This is a genomic window from Pasteuria penetrans (assembly GCF_900538055.1).
GTDB classification, from domain to species: Bacteria; Bacillota; Bacilli; order Thermoactinomycetales; family Thermoactinomycetaceae; genus Pasteuria; species Pasteuria penetrans.
This window is the reverse complement of the sequence record NZ_UZAC03000003.1, coordinates 78,185-103,410: the sequence shown is the minus strand read 5'-3', so window position 1 is coordinate 103,410 and position 25,226 is coordinate 78,185. Positions and strand designations below refer to the sequence as shown.

The 25,226-nt window shown below is 47.2% G+C and carries 19 protein-coding genes and 1 pseudogene; 6 read left to right on the top strand and 14 right to left on the bottom strand.

Annotated elements, in window-relative coordinates; translation table 11 throughout:
• Nucleotides 1–100 precede the first annotated feature (100 nt).
• The 3 genes from PPRES148_RS09840 to PPRES148_RS09830 all read left to right on the top strand — a co-directional run bounded on the left by PPRES148_RS09840 (nt 101) and on the right by PPRES148_RS09830 (nt 4,882).
• Nucleotides 101–1,777, top strand: a complete 1,677-nt coding sequence (locus PPRES148_RS09840) for a transposase (protein WP_149454476.1) — start codon at nt 101–103, stop codon at nt 1,775–1,777.
• Nucleotides 1,778–3,159: 1,382 nt separating this feature from the next.
• Nucleotides 3,160–4,248, top strand: a complete 1,089-nt coding sequence (locus PPRES148_RS09835) for a hypothetical protein (protein ID WP_149454475.1) — start codon at nt 3,160–3,162, stop codon at nt 4,246–4,248.
• A gap of 28 nt (nt 4,249–4,276) precedes the next feature.
• Nucleotides 4,277–4,882: a hypothetical protein gene (locus tag PPRES148_RS09830; RefSeq protein WP_149454474.1), complete on the top strand. Its 606-nt coding sequence runs from the start codon at nt 4,277–4,279 to the stop codon at nt 4,880–4,882.
• A gap of 586 nt (nt 4,883–5,468) precedes the next feature.
• Here PPRES148_RS09830 and PPRES148_RS12090 read toward each other — a convergent pair.
• On the bottom strand, nt 5,469–5,642 hold the full coding sequence (locus PPRES148_RS12090; protein ID WP_187820525.1) for a hypothetical protein: 174 nt from the start codon (nt 5,640–5,642) through the stop codon (nt 5,469–5,471).
• Between the two features lie 393 nt (nt 5,643–6,035).
• A complete protein-coding gene (locus PPRES148_RS09825) occupies nt 6,036–6,287 on the bottom strand; it encodes a group II intron maturase-specific domain-containing protein (RefSeq protein WP_281290009.1) in 252 nt (83 codons plus the stop codon).
• Nucleotides 6,288–6,720: 433 nt separating this feature from the next.
• Between PPRES148_RS09825 and PPRES148_RS09820 the strand changes: the two genes are divergently transcribed.
• Nucleotides 6,721–7,251, top strand: coding sequence for a hypothetical protein (locus PPRES148_RS09820; RefSeq protein WP_149454472.1), 531 nt, complete (start codon nt 6,721–6,723; stop codon nt 7,249–7,251).
• 811 nt (nt 7,252–8,062) lie between these two features.
• On the opposite strand, the gene PPRES148_RS09815 is transcribed toward PPRES148_RS09820, so the two are convergent.
• From PPRES148_RS09815 to PPRES148_RS13425, 3 genes and pseudogenes are all read right to left on the bottom strand, one after another.
• Nucleotides 8,063–9,205 carry a ketopantoate reductase family protein gene (locus PPRES148_RS09815; protein WP_149454471.1) on the bottom strand — a complete coding sequence of 381 codons (1,143 nt, stop codon included), beginning with the start codon at nt 9,203–9,205 and terminating at the stop codon, nt 8,063–8,065.
• A 23-nt stretch (nt 9,206–9,228) separates the two neighbouring features.
• On the bottom strand, nt 9,229–10,005 hold the full coding sequence (locus PPRES148_RS09810; RefSeq protein WP_149454470.1) for an enoyl-CoA hydratase-related protein: 777 nt from the start codon (nt 10,003–10,005) through the stop codon (nt 9,229–9,231).
• 1,256 nt (nt 10,006–11,261) lie between these two features.
• Nucleotides 11,262–11,489, bottom strand: a pseudogene (locus PPRES148_RS13425) (RsfA family transcriptional regulator); the annotation flags it as partial.
• A 699-nt stretch (nt 11,490–12,188) separates the two neighbouring features.
• Between PPRES148_RS13425 and PPRES148_RS09800 the strand changes: the two are divergent.
• Nucleotides 12,189–12,416 (top strand): DUF2626 family protein, encoded by a 228-nt coding sequence (locus PPRES148_RS09800; protein WP_187820970.1) that lies wholly within the window; start codon nt 12,189–12,191, stop codon nt 12,414–12,416.
• Between the two features lie 62 nt (nt 12,417–12,478).
• On the opposite strand, the gene fabV is transcribed toward PPRES148_RS09800, so the two are convergent.
• The 6 genes from fabV to PPRES148_RS09775 all read right to left on the bottom strand — a co-directional run bounded on the left by fabV (nt 12,479) and on the right by PPRES148_RS09775 (nt 18,719).
• Nucleotides 12,479–13,702, bottom strand: a complete 1,224-nt coding sequence (gene fabV / locus PPRES148_RS09795) for an enoyl-ACP reductase FabV (protein ID WP_149454467.1) — start codon at nt 13,700–13,702, stop codon at nt 12,479–12,481.
• Nucleotides 13,703–13,727: 25 nt separating this feature from the next.
• The gene (locus PPRES148_RS09790; RefSeq protein WP_149454466.1) at nt 13,728–14,873 is read right to left on the bottom strand and encodes an SAM-dependent methyltransferase; all 1,146 of its coding nucleotides are present in this window, start codon (nt 14,871–14,873) and stop codon (nt 13,728–13,730) included.
• On the bottom strand, nt 14,843–15,184 hold the full coding sequence (locus tag PPRES148_RS09785; protein ID WP_223128038.1) for a rhodanese-like domain-containing protein: 342 nt from the start codon (nt 15,182–15,184) through the stop codon (nt 14,843–14,845). The genes PPRES148_RS09790 and PPRES148_RS09785 overlap by 31 nt, the downstream gene beginning before the upstream one ends.
• 26 nt (nt 15,185–15,210) lie before the next feature.
• On the bottom strand, nt 15,211–15,777 hold the full coding sequence (locus PPRES148_RS09780) for a redoxin domain-containing protein (protein WP_149454464.1): 567 nt from the start codon (nt 15,775–15,777) through the stop codon (nt 15,211–15,213).
• Nucleotides 15,778–16,490: 713 nt separating this feature from the next.
• Nucleotides 16,491–16,661: a hypothetical protein gene (locus PPRES148_RS12085; protein WP_187820968.1), complete on the bottom strand. Its 171-nt coding sequence runs from the start codon at nt 16,659–16,661 to the stop codon at nt 16,491–16,493.
• Nucleotides 16,662–17,255: 594 nt separating this feature from the next.
• A complete protein-coding gene (locus tag PPRES148_RS09775; protein ID WP_149454463.1) occupies nt 17,256–18,719 on the bottom strand; it encodes a hypothetical protein in 1,464 nt (487 codons plus the stop codon).
• 1,052 nt (nt 18,720–19,771) lie between these two features.
• Here PPRES148_RS09775 and PPRES148_RS09770 point away from each other — a divergent pair.
• Nucleotides 19,772–21,271: a hypothetical protein gene (locus PPRES148_RS09770; protein WP_149454462.1), complete on the top strand. Its 1,500-nt coding sequence runs from the start codon at nt 19,772–19,774 to the stop codon at nt 21,269–21,271.
• Nucleotides 21,272–21,488: 217 nt separating this feature from the next.
• Here PPRES148_RS09770 and argS read toward each other — a convergent pair whose 3' ends face one another.
• Genes argS through speE form a run of 3 tightly spaced genes read right to left on the bottom strand, consistent with a single transcriptional unit; the run spans nt 21,489 to nt 24,944 of the window.
• Nucleotides 21,489–23,159, bottom strand: coding sequence for an arginine--tRNA ligase (gene argS, locus PPRES148_RS09765; RefSeq protein WP_149454461.1), 1,671 nt, complete (start codon nt 23,157–23,159; stop codon nt 21,489–21,491).
• 7 nt (nt 23,160–23,166) lie between these two features.
• Nucleotides 23,167–24,045, bottom strand: coding sequence for an agmatinase (gene speB / locus PPRES148_RS09760; protein ID WP_149454460.1), 879 nt, complete (start codon nt 24,043–24,045; stop codon nt 23,167–23,169).
• Nucleotides 24,033–24,944: a polyamine aminopropyltransferase gene (speE, locus tag PPRES148_RS09755; RefSeq protein ID WP_149454459.1), complete on the bottom strand. Its 912-nt coding sequence runs from the start codon at nt 24,942–24,944 to the stop codon at nt 24,033–24,035. Before speE ends, speB begins: the two co-directional genes overlap by 13 nt.
• Nucleotides 24,945–25,226: the final 282 nt, after the last annotated feature.

The window sequence follows — 25,226 nt, the reverse complement described above, 5'->3', positions numbered from 1 at the left end:
ATATGTATTACCTGAAAAATACCCTCAAAGAAACTTGAAGACCATCTGTTATTCCTATACAATCCTCTTTATACCCACTATAAAGGGAGGTTGATAACAGATGGTCTCAGGGTATTGTACCATAGAACAGTCGAACTTGGAAGGGGTAGAGGAATGGATTGAATGCTTCGCGGATAAGTGGCGCTGGTGTTCCACCAAGGAAGAAATTAAACTTGCAACCCTTTGCGAGTATTATGAGAAACATGCTTCATGGTACAAGGAAACATATGCCGATTATCATAATACTATCGGTCAACCCTGCAAGGATATCCTTTTTACCATAATCCTGGAGTCCATTAAAGAAACCTTTGGGTGGACAGACAGGGAATTGATCGAACGTATTCCACGGGAAGGAGTGTTCTTTGAAGCTCTGGGGGGCAAAAAAGGAAAGCCCCTTATAGGTAGGAGAACATTATACGAAGGCAGAAAACGGTTGTTGGCATACGAGGAGAAAACAAAATGCAATGTTACACGGGACTCCTTTCAGCACTTCACCACCTTCCAAAAGTCAATAGTAGGTATGACATCCACCTGCCGTAGAATGGATAGCACGCTAATCAACAGCAACATAAGGAAATTGACCCGTAATGACGTGATCTATCTGGTGGCGAAAAATGTGGTTTGTATCTCGGCTGAACTCCTGATTCCCCTCCCCGCGGAGTGGGGGGTTTTTCTGGAGAAGGGGTGTAAACTAACAGACATCGATAGTCGGCAATCATTGGGCTATCAGCCTCCCCTTCCCCCCCAAAAAGGGGCAACAGCAAGGGATCATAGGACTGCAGAGCTAATTGGGGTTTGCTTGGCTGTAAGGGAACAGGTCTCCCACTATGACAACATCAGATCAACCAAGGAGTATGCATTGCTGGAAAGGGTGATCTGGGAACAAACTGAGGAGGATGAACAAGGAAATCTCAGGATGCTCTCCAAGGTGCGTTCTGGTAGTCTACAAAGCCCTTATGATCCTGATGCTCAGTACAGGAAGAAGAACAAACAGGAATGTTGGGGATATTCCGGACAAATCGTAGAGGATCGTGATGGAGAGAAGGGAGTAAGCCTAATTTCCTTCTTTGATATGAAAGGTTCCCTTCATCCAGATACGGCCTTTGCGAAGGAGTACATAGAAACATGGGTTCCCCATGATGGAATGCGGTTGTGTGCCGATGGGGGGTACTACAGCCATGAGATAAGCGAACTTGCCCAATCAAAGGGTATTTCGCTATGCTTCACCAATATGACGGGCCGAAGGGAGAACCCCGATAAATTGAGGGCAAGCACGTTTGTGCGAGACAAAAGAACAAAGGAAATTACACGGTGCGTGGCAAACAAGGAACCCGAGAACAGCCAGTACAAACCAGGGAGAAAACCAGGGAGCGGGACCAGTGTGGCTTATTTCAACGGGGAGGATTGCAAGAAGTGCCCCTTTGCGGATCAGTGCATTGGCAAACTCAACAAAACAGGGGGAAGAACCATAAGATTAACCGACCGAACGTACTCGGCAGCGGAGCAAAGAGATCAATTGGAGGAGACAAAATATAGGGAAGCAGGGAACAGTCGTGCGGCCATTGAGGGCGTTTGCTCCGCACTAAAAAATGCTTACGGAGCTCGCCGACTTAAGGTGCGTGGTGAACGAAGAGCTAGGTTGACAATGTTCGCAAAGTGTGTAGCGTATAACACATCTCAAGTCTCCGAATATATAGTAAAATTTATAAGAATAAGAAGGAGAGAAGTCATATCGTGATGAGCATATCTAATAATTTAAAAAATTCATAAAATAATCGGAACTATAGGCCGGTCTATTTGGCGTGCCAAGGTGTGCGGAATAGGGCATTCATTTCCGCGATCATGGGTTCAAAAACCGAGTTTCCATGGTTATAGTAGAAATCCAACCATAATCGTTACGTTTCACACATATCCGGTCCAAAACATTCATACTATTCAATTTTTTATTTACATTACAAATTATCCATACATATTATACAGAAGTAATTCATTAACTAATAGCAATCAATATATATCATTTTGAAATATAATTAATATCGGAAAAAACCAAATCAACTGACTTTTAATTCCAGCACCAGCACCACCTCTGTAAAATGAACCAATGGCGTTGCAGAGGGTAGAAATTGTTTCATCAAGTCCATCATGCGCCGGTATTTCGGGATTAATAATAATAAAAATTACAAAAATATAGTGATTGTATTATCCAACCGTCCTCACACCCAAACCGAGTATAAACCTCGATGTTCCCGTGTTAGATCCTGGGCTTCATAATAATTTTTTACATATAGAAATACATGGGTAGTTGGGAGGGTAGGATATCCCCGCCCGTTTCGACATTCCAAACTAAGGTACTAGGTTGCACAGTGAACGTCCCAATTGGGCTCATCCCTCTTGTACACTGTGCATACTGCCCGAACGTATAGGACAGATCCGTTGTCGTTCTCTCCCTTTGCGACTTTTCCCGAGGTACCATACCCCTCAGATTTGGCGTTTACTTGGCCGCAACTGTCCATGATGAAAAGGGAGGGGCCTATCAACTGGTTATAGGGCAAGCCCAGTGACCTCAAACGATCTGTTTGCCTATTCGTTCCTCATATGCTACTCCATAATACTGCGCTTGCCTGATTCACGCAATAATTTCACATTCCAAAGCCGCTGTTCATCCACCCGCTATGAACAGCGGAAACCCCGCAAAAAATTGCAAGGTTCCGAAGTTAGTCTATAAAATGGTTGTTTTTCCATTTCAAATAAGATTATAATTTATAGACAGACAGGAGAGAAACCTAGGGCCCCCGCCTAACTCAATCTTTACAATCCAGAATTAGGAAAAAACCGCCCAAGGATATTCCGGGTCCGAAGTTTGGCTGAGGGTCCCAATGGTTCACAACCCCTCACTCCTGAGAATGAACCCTTAGGTTCGATATGCAGATAAGATCCGGAAATCTCCCCTTTCAAGAATTCACTACCCACAACAGGATGCTTCTGAACATAGAGTGTCTTGGCTTCCCCAAATGTATTTTCCCTCGTGTCCTCTTTTCCTCATCCTACACAGGACAGTAATAATAAAATTACCCATTCTTATTTATAGTTTGAATATATTTTAAAATATGGGGGCAGACAATGAACAAAATAAACAAGAGATATGCGTTCGCTACATTTTTTGTCGTTCCTACCTTATGGGGCCCTTACCATAAATCTGCAGCTTCCCCGCCAGAGAAGCTAGCCGGGCCCGATATCCAGAATCTGTCATCCCCGTATTCGTTGCCTCCACATGGGAATAGTACGGATGTGGAACAACCTTCCCCAACATCCTCTGTCCCCCAGCAGCAACATAAGGAAAACGATCTCGAACCTGGTAGACTTAGGGAAAAAAGGTCTCCTATGAAAAGGAAAGGTGGATCAACAAATACGATAAATACCAATGATAATATCAATACCATTATAAATGGTGTAGGGGGTAGTTCAGGGAAGGAACAGACCGCACGTACTGGATCTGGATATAGTAGATATAGTGAGGAACATAAAAAAGGATTTTTAAAAAAACTATCTGAGAAACAAAAAAATGGCGAAGCGACCAATGTGCGTCAGTTTGCTAACGAAAATAACATAGATCCTGATATGGCCGCTGGGTGGTTTCAGGAAGAACAAGAGCAAAAACTACTAAGTAAATACTCTGATGACCTAGAAAATGGCAAAGATATCCCTCCTATGGATCTTCTTAACTTTGCTGTCGAAAATGGCATAGCTACTAGTACGGCCCATCAGTGGTTGCAGAAACAAAAAGAGCAAAAGCTACAACAAGAGGGTAGTTCACAGAACCAGCAGCAAACCATGGGGACACAACATGGGGACAATGAAGATGATGCACAGAGAAAAAATAGGACAATAATTGTGGAAGATATGGATCTGCCGGAATCATGCCTGATACCATTATCAGGGGGAGGAAGAACTAAAAGGCAGGTATGTTCCCCCAGTAAGCTCGAGGAGACTGCGATGTCCAGTCTAGTGATAAATAAGGGGATATTATCTCCGGAACAGATAGATTCCCTCATGATAAAGAGTAATGGTAAATCTGTCAGCGTGTCTGGTACCTATATGGGTGATTGGATCAAGGAATTTCAGAGGAAGTTGAAACCAGAAGATATTCGGAGGATACCGCTAGAACATGTAAGGAATGCCCCCCCCCAATCACTGGATGCACTATACTAGATCCCAGTTCCAGGCATTAGGCGACAAGGTGAGTGAACTGGAAGGACCCCAGATCAGGTCATTAGGCGGCAAGGTGCAGGACTTAAAAAAGTTCCAGATAGATGCGTTGGTCCATTCGGATAAGTTCAAGGAGCTCACGTCCAATCAGATAACATACATTCCCTATAATCTTTTAGATTACGATAAAGTTATCAAAAAGGGTATGTCGTTTGCCCAGATTGACAAATTATTGAATGATGATCGGCTATTTGGCCATATAAGGACAAGCATTAAAGAAAGCATGAAGAGAGAGAAGGGTATCAGACCAGGACCAACGACGATCACTGATAGATTCGAAAGAGGACAGGGGGCAGTTCAAGTGGATAATTTCAAAAAAATGATGATAAACAAAAAATTGGGGAATAGTCCTAAAGAACTATGGGATTACATTGTGAATAAAAAGATGGAGGAATTGAGGTCCAGGGGGTGGGGCAACGTCGACCCAGGGATACTGACAAGGCATGCGGTAGGTAAATTGAAAGGGAGCGATTTATCAGAATTACGGAATCGACTCGGCAGAGAACAGGAAGAGGGGCTTTCAAATGAGCAAAGGAAATGTTACAACGGAGAGAGTGCGTCATGTAATATTATCTAAAGTATGTTGAGTAGGGCCATCATTTCAGCTGAGCTTCTCACGTCGAGTAGGGCTGACATCTCAGCCAACCCTCTCACAGAACCACACATAATACTCTCGCATTATATAGCTCTTATTGCCCCATCTTAGCGTCTAATGTGTCCCAGTGCGCAAACAACAGATTCCCGTACTTTCCTCGTATATTACTGGATCCACCTACGAGCCTTTCGCATGCTACCGAGCTTCTTATACTTCTTTCTGTCGAGTAGACCCGGCATTTCAGCCGAGTCCCTCACAGAACTGGACGTGATACTCTCGCATCATCCAGCTCTTCTCATCCCATCCCAATCTTCAGACCCTTTAGGTCATACTTCGATTATAGGGATGTTGCTCCGAGGTTCCAGTGATCTCCTCTAGCGGATCTCCCACTAGAGTTTCATTTTACTGTCCTCCTCAGGATGAGTCAGCCCCTTCGCTCCACTTCCATTACAGAAGCTTCCTCACTACTATGAGCTGATCCGACTTCGTGCACGGAACCTCGGTTTGTCCTCGGTCTTTATACATCTGGCGACAGCCAGACGCCGTACGACGATCTCTCAAGTTCCGATCAAGAGCCTACATCGGGTTCATCCCGCCTGAACACCGCATGCCACCGGGGCAGTAGATAGGTCATCCCCCACGGTTCATCCCGACGTTCGGGACCCACATCGGTTTTGACATGGACTATACCTTTCGATGCGTCTTCGGCTGGTTCGCTTTCGCTGATCTCCCCGATTCCCACCTGACAGGGTCATGCCCTGCCTTTTCCTAGATCGCTCACCACCGGGGTGTTTCCACACCAGCAGCACTAGGCGGTTTGTAACCTGCTACCTATCAGCCGGTTACGAAGGGCCGAGCAACCTTCATCTCTTGAACGACTTCTTGACACACATCCCGCCTATACACCACATGCCACCAGGGCAGTAGATAGGTCATCCCCCACGGTTCATCCCGACGTTAGGACCCCACATCGGTTTTGACATGAACTAGCCTTTTCGATGCGTCTTCGAACGGTTCGCTTTCGCTGATCTCCCCGATTCCCACCTGACAGGGTCATGCCCTGCCTTTTCCTAGATCGCTCACAACCAGGGCACTTTACCCCAGCAGCACTAGGCAGTTTGTAACCTGCTACCTATCAGCCGGTTACGAAGGGCCGAGCAACCTTCATCTCTTGAACGACTTCTTGACACACGGCCCACCAGGCCAAAACATTGTCATCGAAGCTCTGTACTAAAGCTTTCCTCAGTTGCGAGGGATAAAAGGCGCCATAGTAGTTCACCCCCCAGCCCCTCAATATGGGATTGGACCTTTCCGCCAACCTCATGCAGTTCCATACCTGGTGCTGGTGCGCGAAGTAAAAATCAGTTGATTTGGTTTTTTCTGATATTAATTGTATTTAAAAATAGTATGTATTGATTGTTAATAGCAAACTAATTGATTCTGTATAAATGGAAATTAATTACCATTTTTAACGAATTAGGATGGGTCAAGTATTATAGTGACATAGGTAAAAAAGGGGGGGAAGAGCTAGAAAACCAAAATATACGTTTTATATTTTAATATAGTAAATTTATTTTATATAGTAGTCCATGGGGTAAGCACCTCAAATGGGGGGAAATCCTCCCCCAAAAGCCCTGTTCAGAAATTCACACCCCCAACGGGATGCTGCCCCTAAGTGCTATTGACGATTTTTCGATCTGAAAACCTTGTAATTTAGTGTCAAGTATGTTAAAATTAAATTGTATAATTTTAGAATAATCCTTCCAAGTTATACAGATCCAGGTTGTATTTTTATTTATAAAATAAAGGAGTTGGTATACATGAAAGGATTGCCTATAAAAGCAGTTACCATTGTAACTGCGACTACAATGTTTGGTGCGGCCCTGTTGCCTTCTTTTGATGCTCAAGCTGAAAAGGTTACATTGAACGAGAATGCTTCGCTACGATCACTACGTAACTACGAAACGCTTGGATTGAATAAAGGTGCAACAGTTGAACTGAACCACCCCAGCGTACCTGCTCAATATCAATGCAAGCAAGGAACCGACATCCTGAGTGGAGAATGTTCAGTTTGGGTTGATTATCGTGTGCAAAGAGATAGGATCAGAAAAGAACCTTCTGCTGAGAAGAAAGAGTCACTAAAGGAAAACGGTTTCACATTAGAGGATCACGAGAAGGAGTTGAAGGAGGGGGGCGCAAACATATACGATCCTGTGGACGATCGTGTAATTGGTCATCACCCAGGAAAAGTTCTTGTTAATTTGAAACCCGATTCAACACAAAATGTCCAGAGTACATTTGTTGATGCTTACAATTTTGGCCCCCTCAAGAGGGTTGCCGCTGCTAAGTAAAGGTTGATACCTCAATACACAATAATGGACTGTCCCTAACTAGGGAAGTTTTTATTTATTTTAGATATAATCAAATACTGCAGTTGCCTCATACGAGGGCTGATATAGATAGCTAACTAACATTAAGCTCGCAAAGGTGGGGTTTTGCAGAAGTCAGGAAAGCGATGTAGTGGAAGGTACGGTGCAGCGTCTGGTTGATTTTGGCGCATTCATTTGTCTGGAGGACTGTGTAAATCCTATGATATGTTGAGTAGACCCGGCATTTTAGCCGGGTCCCTCGCCATGAACAATATTATCAATTGAAAAATACCCCCAGAAAGCAACTTGCGAACAAGGATAAGAAACCTAAAATTACCTATTTTTTAGGAATAACACCGTATTTTTTAGGAATAACACCGTATTTAGAACGCAAACCAATACTCAAAGTGAAACCCATCACTAAGAGGAACGACAGCAAAACGAGGTTCCCCCCCTATTTGATTCAAAACGAGCGCGTGCTAAGTAATCCCTTCCCCTTTCTTCCAAAAGACTCTATCCAGTTTGTCTGGGGAACACGATATCGATTCACAAATTTCGATAGACATGTATGAAACCTGAACATTACGATCCAAATATGATAAGCCCATGCGAATATAAAAAAACCAAATTTTTTATAAAAAATATTTTAAAGCGTCCTAAATTAACTTCCCATGTTAATTCTAAATTATGTATAATCATTGGAGCCACTCGGGAATCCCGCCCGACGTATTTATATAATAAATTAATTATTTTTTAAAAATATAACATAATAACAACAAGATCAAGCAGAAAACTATCCATGGGGAATTTTCCCGCCCGGTTTTCTACTATTTCCATAGAATTGCCCTCTATCCATATCCCCTTCAGATACATCCCATTTCCCACCAGACGAATTCCACCAAACCTCCTGCTGCAACTTCCCGCATACTACAGCCTCCCTCAGACAAATCCTACGCCAAAACCTCTCCTGATGTGGAACTTCAACCCCTACTGTACGCGCCAATTCCACCATAGCCCCACTAATGACGCCGACTTCTGTGGAACGACCCTGTAATAGATCCTGCAGCATAGAGGAATGATTCCGATAGGTCCGCCGGCATAATCTAGTCAGAGCCAACCAAGCATCCGTCCATTCCCAATGCCATCCCAAACGTTCCCCTACCATGAGTGCCTCCTTCAGTAAGGCTATGGCCTCAAATCGATAGGGTGGATCCACGATTTGCCCGTTGGAGATCCCGTTGCAAGCTGTCAACGGAAGAATGATACTACTAAGTACCCATTTCTCCCAAAGGAGCCGCAAAATCTTTGGTGCATAACGAAATTTTGGCAGCCTCTCCAACAAAATTTCTAATACGGGTGGCACTATATGTTCCCTATAAGTAGACATGGCCCCAATGGGGCCAAGGGATGTCACACCACTACCTGTGTGCTGCACCTGACAATACCCCGATGCTATGGCCCCCTCCATGACGGCAGACAAATAAACTAGCCTTGATGGCTTCCACCGACAAACGTTATCTCTAATTCTGAATCCATTTTGTAACAAAATTACAACGGTCAGGGGTGTAATCCTATTCCTAATCCTAGTAGCTACCTCATCCAAGGAGGGATATTTTACGGCTACAATGATTGCATCATGGGTAGGCATATCCTCCTGGATCCACGCTACGGGGACCTTCACACAACGGCACCGACCCTGTAGATCCACATATTCAATACCACGACATTGAATATCCGCACACTGTGCTGCCGTTCGCGTGTACAGCGTCACAGCAGCCCCACCACCGATAGAAAAACCCTCGTGAAGATGAACCCCAAGGAGACGGCCCAAGGCCCCTGCACCTAGAATAGCCACATGAAAAGGATGTTTCCACACCGGTTGCATACAACCCAGCGATCCTACGGGGGGAAGATGCTGCGATGGCATTCTATTCATAGAATACAAACTCCTTTGTATTTTCAGTATCCCCTATAAACAGGGGCACGACGCTCAGCAAAAGCAAGCGCCCCTTCACGACGGTCCCGTGTACCAACAAGGGATTCTACGGCACGCTTCTCCAATTGTAAACCCTCTGCTAACGAAACCCCAAAACCACCATCCAAGGACCGCTTGGCTTGGCAAACGGCCAGCGGTGCCAGGCGACTAATTTCTGCCGCCCAATCTTCGGCCTCCTGTAGGACACACTCAGTCTCCATCAATCTGTGAACCAGACCCCAATCGGCCGCTGTTTTTGCACCCAATCGACGAGTTGTCAAAATCATTTCCTTAGCACGGGACATGCCGATCAAACGGGATAAACGTTGCGTACCCCCGGCACTCGGGATGACCCCCCAACCCACCTCTGGGCAACTAAAGACGGCCGTCTTAGCGGCCACACGAAGATCACAAGCTAGGGCTAACTCCAGACCACTGCCCAAAGCTGCTCCATTGATGGCGGCAATCACGGGTTTAGATAGGCTTGCCAATTGCATCAGGGTGGCAGAGAGCTTTTGTGTATAGGCACGTACCTCCTCACTTACCAAACATTGCCGCTCCTTCCTGTCCACACCCACGCAAAAAGCCTTCCCACCAGCCCCCGTTATCACCACCACCCGCACCTTGGGATCATTAGCCACTACCGTAATACAGGACGATAGAGACAATAGAACATTTACATCCAATGCATTATAAACCTGGGGACGGTTCAATGTAAGTACTACGTAATCTCCCTTACGTACACTGGTCACTGTAGGCATTACACTCCCCCCTCTCCCCAGGCCCCCTCAGGGGCCTAACCCGGACATGACGCCCCTTCAGGCAAGGAATCCAACATATTCCTGGATTGTGATTCATTGGAATCCAAATCTGCTGATGTTGGCAAGGGAGAAACCACGCTATTGTCGCGCATACCCCCCCGAATTCCTCCGTCGCGCATGCCATTGTCGCGCATATCTTCTCGGATTCCTCCATCGCGCATGCTACTGTCACGCATACCTTCCCGGATTCCTCCGTCGCGCATGCCATTGTCGCGCATATCTTCTCGGATTCCTCCATCGCGCATGCCACTGTCACGCATACCTTCCCGGATTCCTCCGTCGCGCATGCCATTGTCGCGCATATCCTCTCGGATTCCTCCATCGCGCATGCCATTGTCGCGCATATCCTCTCGGATTCCCCCATCGCGCATACCACTGTCACGCATACCTTCTCGGATTCCCCCGTCGCGCATGCTACTGTCACGCATACCTTCCCGGATTCCTCCATCGCGCATGCCACTGTCACGCATACCTTCTCGGATTCCCCCGTCGCGCATGCCACTGTCACGCATACCTTCTCGGATTCCCCCGTCGCGCATGCCACTGTCACGCATACCTTCCCGGATTCCTCCGTCGCGCATGCCATTATCACGCATACCTTCCCGGATTCCTCCGTCGCGCGTGCTACTGTCACGCATACCTTCCCTAATTCCTCCGTCGCGTAAACTAGGATCTCGCAGCACAGCGGAAGGGGATGAAGTACCAGGGCGTGGTGAACTTTCTTGGAACATAGGCAAATCCTGCTGTCGGTTGCGTTCCCGATCCACCAATTTCATCAACAGCGTACGATGATCATCAGAAACGGACCGATAATTATCATGCAAACTCCTCAATTGATTACGCATGGTATCATTTTCTCTCTCCAAACGCTCCACCTGCAATGTTCTATCTTCTAATTCCCTGTTCAGTTGTCTATGCAACCGACGCAGGGTCTGTAACTCATTGCGATGTTGCCGGAGAAGACGAATGATTTGATCCAACGAACTGGGGGAATCGTCCTGCCCCACCTCCAATAATTCATTCCTGCCAACATCACGATGGGTATTTCGGATATCTCTGCTATCCCTGCTGTTGTTGCCACTGAGCCTCACCTCAGAACCTAAACCGCGACCATGACTGTTCTCCATATTTAAATCTATATCCATCCCCAAACGGGAAGAATAATTGTGATGCATACGCGAATTATTTCTGCTAATCGCCCGCTTTTGCCGCTTCGCTTTGGCAATCTGAATAGCAGTTTCAAAACTTTTACGAACCGAACTATTCCAGCGAAATCCACAGGCTGCCGGCGTCCTTCCAAGCTTCCTGGCTACCTCCTCAAAAGCGGATAACTGCGTGCCTCCCTCCTCAATATGACGCAGCGTAACTCGTGCTAATTCCATATCATCCTCTTCTGTCCAAGCATCCTGCCGTTTAACAGACATGTTATCACTACCTCCCCACCACAACTTTTATTATAATATAAAATAAATTTTTTCTATACATAAAAAATACATACGCTTGCCTTTTATCCCCTCCTATCACAAATGTGTTCCCCAAGGGTATAACGCCCAGAGGAATGGATCCCAAACACGTCAACTACACGCCCGATTTACTATCCCCCCCAATGTATGCAGGAAGTACACCCACCAGCCCAACCTAACTGCTAGACAACGGACTGCTCTCCAACAACTAATAGACACAAAACATCTAGTTTACCTCGTACCAATCATCCACATTCAAAAAATCACCCCTACCGGAGGGAACATTTTCATAACCACCGCGGCACCTCTCAACCCTCCACCCACACATTCACGCATCAGCTCCCGGCCTCTACCTTTAAGTTATGACCCATATAGGGAAATGCTATACCTTTTATGACCACAACAGCACCTCGAAAACCATCCTCTCCCCCATTCATAGACCCACAGAACCGGAAAATCCCCCACCTAAGAAATCATGCATGCAAATCTCGCTCTGGGTCTCCACCAATCTGCTTGGGCCGAACACAACCCATAAATATTGCAATTGCGACACCTACTGGTCATGAGTTACAATGACCTCAGGTCTATAAACGCAGAATGCCAAGATTTCATTACTATGGCAAAAGCATCACAACCCATCGAAGAAAAGGAGAACCTTGCATGGCACGTACATTCCGCACACTGGCCTTCTGGTGCCTAGCATTTGGGTTATGCTTTTTGGCAGGGGATATGTGGTTACCGGCCGCATTGTCTTTAGGACAGGCGGCGGCATTTATGCTTACCGGTCTCCTTCATTGTACAGAGAGAACCTATATGTATCTTTTTGGTGCGTATATGCTATTAGCATTTGTTGGACTCAGTATCTATGCAAATTTCTTCAGCGCGTAATACCACCCCTCCTTAGAAATTTTTCCTATGCACCAGGATTGGCGCGCCCTTCACAGGGGGCGTCAGTTCTTGTTGGCAGACCGTAAAAAACAGCTTCCATTAACACTAGGTATGGAAACTTGTGGATCCACAGGGAGATCGTAATCCACACCAGGAATAGCAAATCCGAACAACTGGGCAAAAGCCTTGCGATAGAGGTCCACATCGCCTAAAGTCCCTATCGTAGCATCCGTTGCCTTGACAAACCGATCCTCTACCTCCCTCTGCACCCCGGGATCCATCTCACGATCGTCCATGCGCAAGCGACCCTTTTCATCCAATCCCTTGGGCTCGGGATATAGTGCCTCTGCCAATAGTCGATACATTTGCTGAACAGTATCCTCGTGCATAGTACGCTCCTGCATAACCCGATAGAGCAAGGAGAGATAAAGGGGAACAACGGGAATGGCAGCACTGGACTGCGTAACCACAGCCTTATTGACCGATATAAGGGCTCTCCCATTATACTGCTGTCGGAGTTCCCGATCCAAAACATTCACAGTAGCCTCTAGATGATCTTTCGCACGCCCCACCGTACCTAAGCGATAAATAGGGTGTGTCAGACTCGGACCAACGTAGGAATAAGCCAATACCCGCACACCGGGAGATAGAAGACCTTCCGTCTTTAATGCTTCCACCCAGAGCTTTAGATCCTCGCCCCCCATGACAGAAACGGTCCCAGCAATTTCCTCCTCACTAGCCGGATCCACAGTTATGGTATCGACCTTGGCCGTATGAAAGTCTAGAGTCTTACTGCAGAAGGAAGCCCCTATCGGCTTGAGAACAGAAACATCCCATGCTTGCTTCGAAGGATGAAATCTACGTGGGGCCGCCAAACTGTAGACAAGCAAATCGACAGACCCCAACTTTTCTCTAACGGACCTCATGGTAGATCGTTTGGCACCCTCAGAGAAGGCATCACCACAAACGCTATGAGCTATCCTCCCAGACTGATCCGCCAAACGCTCCAGAGCAGATGTTAGATACCAGCCCGCCGTAGCCGTACGATTCTCCCGACTAGGCTTTTCCAAAAAAACACCCACCGTATCAGCTCCAGCAGCGAACGTAGCTACCAGACGTGTTGCCAACCCATACCCTGCGGAGGCACCAATGACCAACACCTTACGGGGACCCTGAATGGGGGGAAGCTTACGCAAATCCCTTACTTTCTGTTCCACCCATTGGGAACATCCTACTGGGTGAGATGTAGTGCAAATGAAACCGCGGTAACGAGGCTTGATATGCATAGAAAATCACACCACCCTTTCCTCATCATGACTCACATTCATTGGGGGAAGGAAATAAAACCCTGTACACACCAGGGATCTCCAGATGCCAACCCTGTAACAACACACGGAAAGACTCCCCCATGGCCCCCGGATGAAAGAGTTGTAAAAATTTCCTCCATTCCCGGGCTGCTGGGGAAAAGGGATCGGATAACGGAGGGGGGGCCAAGGATCCTATCACACCAGAATCTCCTAAAAAAGACCCCTGCGTACCATCCCATACTGTAACCAACCCCTCCCCTTCACCAACCCTACGTAAAAGATCAACGGGGGGAGTAGAAGTCAGATCCACCTCCCCCAGGTAGGATAACCACTCGGAGGGGCGGGTCAACAAACGATGACCATGATAGGCTCGCAGGGTCCCCTCCCTCGAAACAAGCAACTCACAGCGAGGTCGCATGTAATCGAGTATAAAGAACAGCCCCTGTGAACTCCTCTTCAACCATCGCGCAACCTCTCCCATAAAACACAGGGCGGCTTGGGGGATCTCAATCACCTGACCCGTAGTCAGTACACCGGGAGGAAAATCGGAAATCCATGTTTCCCAAAGAACCTGTATATCTGGGGACAAGGATTTTTTCCACACCCACCGCCACTTCGAATCCGCCCATGTCACGTAAGCCTCTCGAAGGGAGGACCTTTTTGTCCCCTGGTACCGTACTGGATGAATGGGCATGGCGTCAAAAAACTCACAAGCTACCACCAAGGCAGCAGATTGAGGGGGAATCTCATCCAGACTCGCTACTACCTGGGAAGGGGGAATCTGATTCCGGAGACGTTCACGAAATGCGGGACTCTTCTCCACAGCCCAACAAAGCCTTGCATCCAAATCTGCCTTCCTCCGGATATACTGTAGCCAACGACCCTCCCCCGGGCCCAATTCTACATAGGACCATGGCTTCCCTGTAAACTCCCGCAACTTCACCAACCATTCCGCCAAAAGGTTCGGATAGGTTGTGCCTATATGAGAAGGAGTAAAGAAATCCCCTCCTCTCCCCAAGGAAGGGCCCAACGTATAGTAACCCCATTGCCGATGGTAAAGGGCCTGCTCCATAACATAGGCCCAGGGGAGACAATTTCCCCGTCGACGCAAATCATGGGTCAATTGGTTGCGATGATAGGACCGGTCCAAGCCTCCATTCCTCCTGTAACATTATAGAGAAACGGAAAATCCAAACTGGATAATACCTTGACCGCATACAAACTCCGCCCACCTCGCTGGCAAACGAGAGCTAATTTTCGATCACGATACTTCTCTAGTTCCCTCCAACGTGCCTCTACCTCATCATGGGGGATATGTAGGGAACCGGGAATATGACCACTATCATATTCTTCCATTGTACGCACATCAACCCAAATATACGCTCCAGAACACGGATCAAAAGATTTTCCCAATTCCGCTGCATCGATCTCCCTGTACTGTGAGGGTTCATCTCCATGCATCCCCATTCCCCCTTGATCCTCCCAAATTATGGGGTATCTTTTATCATTCCCAAAGACCTCAGCTGTCCCTTTAGCTCGGGCAGAGAAATCACCCCCCATTTTTTGGAGCGAATTCTCCCCTCTGGATCAAGAATCAGGGTAACAGGCACAAAAGCTAAGCGATAGTGGTTGAAAACCGTTTTGTGGATGTCCAGGGCGATAGGAAACACACTGTCCCCCATTTTTTGCTCCACCGCGTAGCGCCCCTCACCTACATTGATCAGCAACATGTCAATCCCCTGTGACTGATATTCCCCGCGAAACTTTTGCAGGACGGAAAGTACCCTTTCACAGCCTTCACACGAAGTGGTGAAGAAAGTAAGTACAGCCCCCCTCCGACCAGGGACACTAAGGGACTCCCGCAGCCGATAACTCTCATTTCCATGCAATAAGGGTAGAGTGAAATCTGGAGCTCCCTCACTGGTAAAAGCAAGTCTATCAGTATCCGAATTGACACCCCGAATGATAACCACAGTTGCTATGGTGGCAAGTACTAACAGAACACCCCTGCGTAGCATTATTTTCTGGGTATGGGACAACCCATTCGGGAACAAAAAATCCCCCCCCTCCGGTTATTGTAACAAGAAGTAGGGGACAGGCCAAGTGCAGGGGACACGAAATTACTTTACTCTCAAATTTTGACGATCATGCAGGGAAATTCAGAAACAGAAAAATCTACCCTGAGGGTTCTGCAGAGAATAATATAAAACCTATTGTAGTATTTTGTAAGAATAAAAAACATGTTATCAAAATGTTATAATTATTCATTAAATATGAAAAAAGCATGAAAAATAGGCTATGTAAGTACCGTCAGCATGGGTACTTGATGAGAATGGCTAACAACAGGAAAAATATATTTTTATTTAAATAAATTTTATATGATGTTTAATACATAATGCTACGTTTAATTCATATTGCTTGTTTCTGTGCGCATGCAATATATATGTAAAGAAGGTTGCTTTCTCCAGTCTTGGGGTTGGCATAATCAAATAGGGAGGATTTTACTAAGAAAGTACCCTGGTTTTGGATCGTTATGTCCATCCTAATACTATATATATTATTTTTATAAATACTATTACTAAATATCAATAAAAAGTTGGGGTGTAATCATCCTTATGGATGTAAATGGGGGAGGACGGTTCGCACCCCTTTGGTAGTTAAAAGTTACCGCTTTCTGGTAGGGTACAAGTGAAAATTTAGTATGGACAGTGATTTTGGGTTGAGCCCTCCCTGAAGGTTTCGGTGATCTTCCCCAGTAGATTTTCCACTAAAAAATTCCTGTTTTACTGTCCCCATCGAGACGAGCCGGCCCTTTCGCCCCCATGGTAAGGGTTCCATCATCCACTATGGGCTGATCCGACTTCGTGCACGAGGTCCTCAGTTGTCCTTGGCTTTGATTACGCCCCTTTTTGGCCAACGGTTCCAACCGTCCATGCAACAATGAACCTCCAAAGTTCCGTATAAAGTATCTAGATTGAATTCCCCCTATCTGTTACACCACATGACCGGGTCGTCTTGCGTGACTTCCCCCGACGTACGGGGGACACACTTCGGTTTGGACATGAACTGTTCTTTTCGATATATCAATCGAACGATTCATTCTCGTTGAGATCCCTAATCTCCATTGGACAAAAGTTCTAATCCCCCCTTTTCCTAGAACCGCTTACTTACCACCAGTGTTTTCGCATCAGAGATGTTAGGTGGTTGGCAAGCACGCTATCTATCGGCCGGCTTGAAAGAACCCATTACAACCTTCATCGCCGACACGGCTTACTGGGCACACACTTCTCCGAAAAATATACGCACACAATCGGACACAACCCTAAAGGGTCTGACTAAATTCATAGAGAGGGGCATTCCCTACAAAGAATTGCACGGTCCCCGAAAAAGGAATGATGGATCATATGATAAAGTACACTATGTTTTCCTATATTTCACAAACAGATAGAAGACCCATCCCTAGAAAAGGGACAGGTCTTAACGTTGCGGGTTTCCTATAAAAAATGGGGACGTTCCTAGCAAATGATAGTCTCTAGTAGGAACCCCTCCTTGCCAATTTGTATACCGCCCGCTCCAAAAATACGTACCTTCTATTAGTAACCATAAACACACCAATAAGGATCAAACCAACAAGCACCCACCACGGGGAGGGTAGGAGGGAGAACAATCTCTCATAAAATGGACGTTCCGCCTCCCTCCCAAGCGCAACCGCATTAGATTCCGGCCTCTGCACTGGGGAGAGGAGGGGATCATTCTGCAAACCCTTTCCCCCGAAAACAGGTACTGCGCTGCTCCATGGTAATGAACGCTCCGCCTCCTTCCCAAGCGCAACCGCACTAGATTCCGGCCTCTGCACTAGGGAGAGGAGGGGATCATTCTGCAAACCCTTTCCCCCGAAAACAGGTACTGCGCTGCTCCATGGTAATGAACGCTCCGCCTCCTGTCCGAGCACAATCGTATTAGATCCAGGAAAACCCTGTACTGATGGAGAAACAATGCCGTTTGTCTTAAATGTTGGTTGGGATACGTCAGGACTTGATGGTGGGGATCCCCCTGACGATGGGGGTTTGGTCATTGCCGCTATCACCCCGTCTTTTGCTTCGTCATCATTGGGGGCATCATTTGCTTCCCCAGTGCTTCTTTCATCTCCCGGTGGTAACTCTCCCCCCAAGGACGAGGATCCAATCATCGTTCTGTCCCCTGTTTGGACGGAGTTTTCCGGTGATAATCGCAAACCATTACGGACTGCCGCAGCTTCATTCGCTCCATTGGATGAGGATACCCCAGGGGTCTTCTGGGACTCCCCTCCCTGATCCCGATGCGCTTCAAACGCTTGTGGTTCCTCCCGGGTGGGTTTCGACGATCCCCCGGATGCCTCCCCAGATCCCTCGGATTCCCCAGATCCCTCGGATTCCCCCTTGGTGGGTTTCGACAATCTCTCAGATGCCTTCCCGGATCCCTCGGATTCCCTCTCGTATACCTGTTGTTCTTTAGAACCCTGCCGTAATAACTCATCGGGAATGTTGAATTTATCATCCATTGATGATACATCGGGACGTTTCCCTGCCGGACAAATACCGCCACTACTGGAGGAAGACCCACCGGCCAAGGAAGAGTTATGGGAAGAAGCAGCGGACCCATAAGCACCACCAACCGGGGTAGTAGAATGGGGCTCAGTAACTACATGATTCGAACTGGGGGAGGGATTGGAATCTCCACTAACCGTAGTAGACTGAAACTCAGTAGCTCCTCCTTGATTCGGACTGGAGGAGGGAACGGTAGCCGCCGAATTGGAGAGAGAACCAGAATTCCCACCACCCAAACCAGAGAAAGCCCCAAGATCTCCACCACTACTCAGGCCAGTGGAAGGCTCATCAGTAGCTCCATTGGACAGGGAAGGGGAGGCCCCGCAATTCCCACACAATAGAAAGGAACCCAGGAGGAAAGGTGATGAATAAAATAGAACCTTGCGTATTGATCTACTTTTCACACACATGGAAAAGTACACTCTCCCTCTTATGTTAGAAGTTTGGCACCCTATGGCCAATATCCTAGAATACTCAGTCATAACCTCTACTCAAGAACTCCCTACCCAACCCATCAACCCAATGCTCAGCAAGTTGAGTAGATAGAATAAAAGTATTGAAAACATTAAAAATAAACAACAAAATCAACAGTAAATTGATGAAAAACAAGGAAAGGCTGGGATTCATTCTGCACACGATCCCGGAAGCAACCTTACCTGGAACCCCTCTTAAAAGGCGCGGAATCCCCCTTGGAAGGAAAGTACTTGGAGATAGATAGCCCGGTAGTTCCACAACACCCCCTTCACCCGTGCAAAATGGAAAAATATAGAAAAACCTGTACCCCCCGGAACGAACCCTACACGAACTATGGTCATAGAATAAAAAACCGGCAAACAGGGGACCTAAACAGAACTATACTTCTAAACAGAACTATACTTCTGAGTGGATATCTACCTACTCATCCAGATCCCGTGCAATTCACCCCAGAACGCCTATCCCCTCACAATGTTACTCCTACCCTATCGACGAAATCAAGGTCGGTAGATAGAAAAGAACTGCAGCATCACATCCCCCATATGGGATCCCCCCATAGATTGACACAACCCAACGGAGTTCCCCAGGGGTATCGAACAGGGGACGATAACCCGAATCAACAAAATCGTCATGATACACAAAATCTCCCCGCTACGCCCACTTGATTCCATAGCAGCACGTGGGTTATATTGTGAGAAAATGGAATAGGAAGGAGACGCTTAGTGAGGAAACGAAATTGGGATGTCGTCGCATATCAAATGAATGTTTTGTGAATTTTTCGACATAGAAAATGCGGTCCATTCTACTAGGCTGGCCCACCATTGAGAAACTGAGTTCTAGAAACGAGACAAACCTCATTACCCAATGGGATATGGCATCTACTCCTAGAAATTCAGTATGGATGCATTACGATCCTGTACCTACCCTACCCAAAATAAGAATTAGAAGGGTGTGTCTTTAAAAAATGATAGAACCCAGGAAAAGTAGTATGAAAATTGATATAAACAAAAGTTCCACTTGCTCACTACTACGCTGGTTACCCGGAGTCTTGCTGCTTCTCCCCGTCTCATCCCCTACAGAAGCGATAGAAAACGCTGTGGAGAGAAACCAAACAACAAAATCAGAACTACATAATACATCGACATCACCACCACCAATACCGGGTTCCCCTCAGCAAACAGAAGATCATCTACAACCAGCGGTAGATGCATCTACCACCTTATCATCAGCCGATTCATCGCAATCCAAGAATTCCCCTTCACTACAAGGCACACCACCGCAACCCGAGGCTTCCCTTCCACCACAAGACACACCATCGCGATCATCATATGGGCAACTGACACCATGGGAGCAAACAGCCCATACCATCCTTCATAAAGCCACAGGATTGGAGGGGTATAATTCCCCGACCGTCAGATGTGGTAGTGACATAGAGTGTATCCACAGGGAAGTATACAAAAATAACCCTGACAAAATGAACAAATTTCACGAAAGAATGAAGAGTATGGGGTATGAAAAAAATATCAATGATAAGGAAGGATACGAACAATTTCTTGATCTATTTGGTAAATATTTAGATCATAATGTAAAACAAAACAATATACATGAGATTCCAAAGGGACACCAACCTAGTAGGGAACAGGAAGAACTTATAACTAAATTGTCATACAAATTTGCAATGGATCTTGCCCAAAAGAACGGTAACTCGCCAGCGCATAGATATGCCAGATTCTTGATGAAGGCAAACAGCAGTAAAGAAAATCCACACTCTGCAATCAATTCAACCGACCCTGTTGTCGAAAAGAACAATCCAGGAGACAGGGAGGTAACCACGGAAAATAAATCCATTCAAAAAAAGGATTCCGAAAAGGAAACGAGCCCAATATCCCAGGAAAGGAAACTGGGAGGGGGGGCGAAAGAAGAATGTACTGTAGTGAAATGTAATGAAGAGGGGGTGGCCATACCTGTTCGTGTGAATAGGGGGTTCTACCTGATGAAACACGTACCCAGCAACCAAAGCGCCCAAAGCACGGTGACCATGCTATCCCCCCTGCCAGGACAAGCTGTCACAGCGGGAACACAAGGGGCATCGACTACAGGGAAACCAACAAAAACCACCCTTCTTGGAGAGAAAGCAGAGGGTGTCGAAAGTCGGGGGCCAGGGAATACAAAACCCGAAGGGGAATTGAAAAACCAGGTAGGGGAACCCATCCGCTCCACAGACAAGGCGTCGTCCCCTCCCGGGCAAGAGGGCAAGGAAAACATCAAAGATGGTGGTAACCCCCATGCAACCGTGGGAAATAAGGATTTGTCCCATAACCCTATGCGTACAACCCCCTCCGCTCGAAGGAATACCGTGAAGGAAGCACCAAATACAGCAACCGATATACCCAACAAGATTGTACTGAGTCTATATACCACAGGTTTGGCTGGGATTGTTGCCCTCGTCCTATCGATGCTACGCAGAAGAAGAAAACACAACCCATAAGGGGGAGGACCCAATCCCCCATTGAAATGGCACGGGGGAAGGAAGAAACAACAAAGGAACAACAGATGGTAGCAAACGAACATAGTCCACTACAAAGAATCCTTCCCCTAAGGGGGTGGGATTTTTTGCATGCAAAAACACCAACCACAACAACAGAACCCTCAGACTCGAAACTCCTTAAGGAACCAGTCCCCCCATACTCCCCCTTCTTCCCAATTTACATTTTCTCAGGGGCAGTGATCCCCAAAAGGTATAAACCGTTGCGTATCACTTGACCCACTGCCTCATATAGGGCCAGCCTGGCTTTGGCTATTGCCCTCCCCTCATCCAGTACGCGACATGATCCATAATAGCGGTGCAACATACCTGCCAGCTGTTGCAAATAGGTAGCAATCCTCTGCGGGGCCCGTAAACGACCCGCATCCGCCACTTCCTCTGGGAATAGGAGCAGGATGGAGAGCAATTCCTTTTCCATTGGATGCTGCAAAACATCTTCTTGGAAATCCGAAATATCCGTCCAGCCCCTTTCCTTCGCCTCCCTATGTAGACTGCATATCCTTGCATGTGCATACTGGATGTAATAAACAGGGTTATCCTGTGTTTGCGAGCGTGCCAGATCGAGATCTACATCCACCATGACGTTGGGGCTCCTCCATAGGAAAAAAAAACGCGCAGCGTCCACACCAATCTCATCGATCACCTCTGCCAGGGTAAAAGTGTTACCCCTTCGTTTCGAAAGCTTGACCGGTTCCTTACCCCTCAACAACCGCACCATTTGCGTCCAGACAATCTCCAGCACATTTGTGGGGAGTGAGAGGGAGGACAAACCAGCATACAATCGGAGATGGTAGCCATGATGGTCACTACCCCAAACATTGATGAGAAAATCAAAATTGCGCCGGAATTTTTCGCGGTGATAAGCTATATCAGGTAACAAATAGGAAGTATTCCCATCCTGCTTCACCAACACCCGATCCTTAGTATCACCGAACATCGAGGAAGCAAGCCACACAGCCCCCTCCCTCTCCCTTATCACCTCTGCTTCACGCAAGGCCTGTAAAGTTTCCTCTACTTCACCCCCTGTATGCAACGCGCTTTCGTGAAAAAAACGATCAAACACAACCCGATAACACGACAAATCTTGTTTACTCTTCATCAAAAAGAATTCGAGGCTACGTTCTCCTAGCAGGGACAATCTCTCCGCGGTAGGTAAGGATAACAAACGATCACCCTCTTGCCTCCACACCTTCCGGGCAATATCTTCTACCTCAGCGCCCTGGTAACCACCCTCCGGAAATTGGGATACCCGTCCACAGGAACGTTGATAATGGTGGTCCACAGAGAGGGCCAGCATTTTCAATTGATTCCCCACATCATTGACTAAGTACTCCCGGTATACTTCAAACCCTAGCGCTGTAAAAATACGTGCCAACGTATCCCCAACGGCCACACCGCGTCCATGACCTAAGTGCAAAAAACCCGTGGGATTAGCGCTTCCATATTCTAGTAATATCCTCCTTCCCTGTCCTTGATTCGAATGCCCATAGGTATCCTCCTCCAAAAGAATTTCCTTTACAACCGCTGCACGGGCCTGATGCGTCAAAGTAATATTGATAAAACCTGGCCCGGCGATAGAAACCTCCCCCCACTCTGTAGGCAGTTGCAAATGACGAACAATTTGTTCCGCTAATGCATGCGGGGCTGTTTTCATAGAACGAGCCAACTGCAAGGCTACCGTGGTCGCCAAATCTCCGTGATCACGATCCCGGGGAGTTTCCACCACCAACTTCTCCTGAGCAGGGAACCCTGCCTGTGCAATGGCCTTCTGCAATGCAAATATTATACTGATTTTATAACCCTGCCAGAGGGAGATCTCTGCTCCTCCCATGGACTATCTACCGCCTTTCCGGGGGAAACCCCAAAACAACTTCACGCAACAACTTGGCACCTAAAACACCCGTCTGACCCGTTGGATCTAAATCAGGGGCCACCTCCACCAAATCAACACCTACAATCCTATGCGCACTATAGGATAACCGGTGTAGAAAGGACAACAACTGGAGGGTTGACAATCCCCCGGGCTCCGGTGTACCCGTTCCAGGTGCATAGGCAGGATCCAGTACATCCACATCCAGCGTAACGTACAGTGGGGTATGGGGAGGGAGGTCAGCTAGGTCAGCTAGACAAGCCTCCATAGATACTCCCATAGAATTCGTATCCAAAAGGGGATACTGATGAACCCTTTCTCGTTGGGCATACGCCTCCTCCTCTTCCGTCCAGGATCGAATTCCAAACTGGTACAAGCGTCGTCCCGATCCCAAACGTTCTACCACACGCCGCATTACCGTGGCATGGGAGAGAGCTTCACCCATGTAGGAGTCACATAGATCCGCATGGGCGTCCAATTGCAATACGACTAAATCAGGATATGTTTCTAACATCGCTTCCACAATAGGGAGGGTCACCAGATGCTCACCCCCCAATGCAATGGGCCAACTCCCTTCAGTGGACAGGTTACGGAAAAAATCACGAATCAGGGCCAAGCTGCGCACTGTATTTCCCAGGGGAAGCCTAAGATCACCCGCGTCCTTGTACATAGATGCTACCATGGTTTTCTTCAGATAAGGACTGTAATGTTCCAGGGCCCCTATGCTACTACGAATCCCCGTCGGTCCCCAACGCGCGCCCGGACGATAAGTGACCGTCGTATCCATAGGCATCCCAACCAAAACGATTCCACCTGGGAACCATGGGGTACGTTTCACAACTTGCACAATTCCTCTCCCCTATGGATTTTTTGCTCAAGGAAGGGGGGTAAGACAAAGGCGGCTTCATGAATCCTCGGTGTGTAGTATCGGGTTTTCCAACCAGAAAAACGGTCTATATGATTCATACTGGAGGGATCTATTCGTTTCGATCCAATAGTAAAGGTCCACAATCCCGCGGGATAGAAAGGAATAGATGCCAGATAAATCTTCCCAATGGAAAATAAGGAACGAACATCCCCTAAAACGCGTGCCAAGATCTTGCCCCCAAGCCAAGGGGAATCCGTCTGGGCCGCCATTACGCCATCAGCGCGCAGTGCTTGGTGTACGGCCCCATAAAATTCACGTGTAAAGAGGGGTGAACTGAATCCATCCTCACAAAAATCATCCGTGGAATCGATAAGGATCACATCAAAGGAATCCTTATGATCACGCACATAGGCAAACCCATCACCAATTTGCAATGTGCAACGGTCATCAGACAAGGGCTTGGCCAACGAGGGAAAATGACGCCGTGCACTATGAATTACCTCCTCGTCAATCTCCACCAGAACTACCTCCTCTACCGTGGGATGACGGAGGACTTGTCCGACTGTACCCCCATCACCACCACCTACCACAAGAACACGACGCGGCTGGGGATGGGTAAACATGGGAACATGCGTCAACATTTCGTGATAAACAAATTCGTCAAATTCCGAAAACATCCACACGTTATCCAGAAGCATAGCCTTGCCAAAACCCGTAGTTTGGATCACCTCTAGCTTCTGATAGGGCGTTTGTTTTTCTTCCCATATTTTTTCCATTTTATAGACGGACCCAAAATCTCCATTATGAAACTCCTTATACCATAAACCCTTGTTCGCCATTCTATCCACCTTCTCTTCAACAAAATTAACGGGGATCACAATCCTACCGTGGCACCACCATGGATCCACCAGTCCTGGCCAGGGAACCCACGCACAACGATCACGATCCCCCGAGACACCACTAAGCGTCTCAGGAATCAGGAGTATGGTTGCCCTCTAAAAGAGATACATATTTTCATAAACCACTATATATCCCGTGGAACAAAATAGATTACTGGGGATCCATCAGCCCCTATCCCTTATGTACTAAGGGGCCTAGACATAAGGGAGGGTCCCGTTTCCCATAGTGATAACGACCTTAGGAAACCTGGCAATCGACTC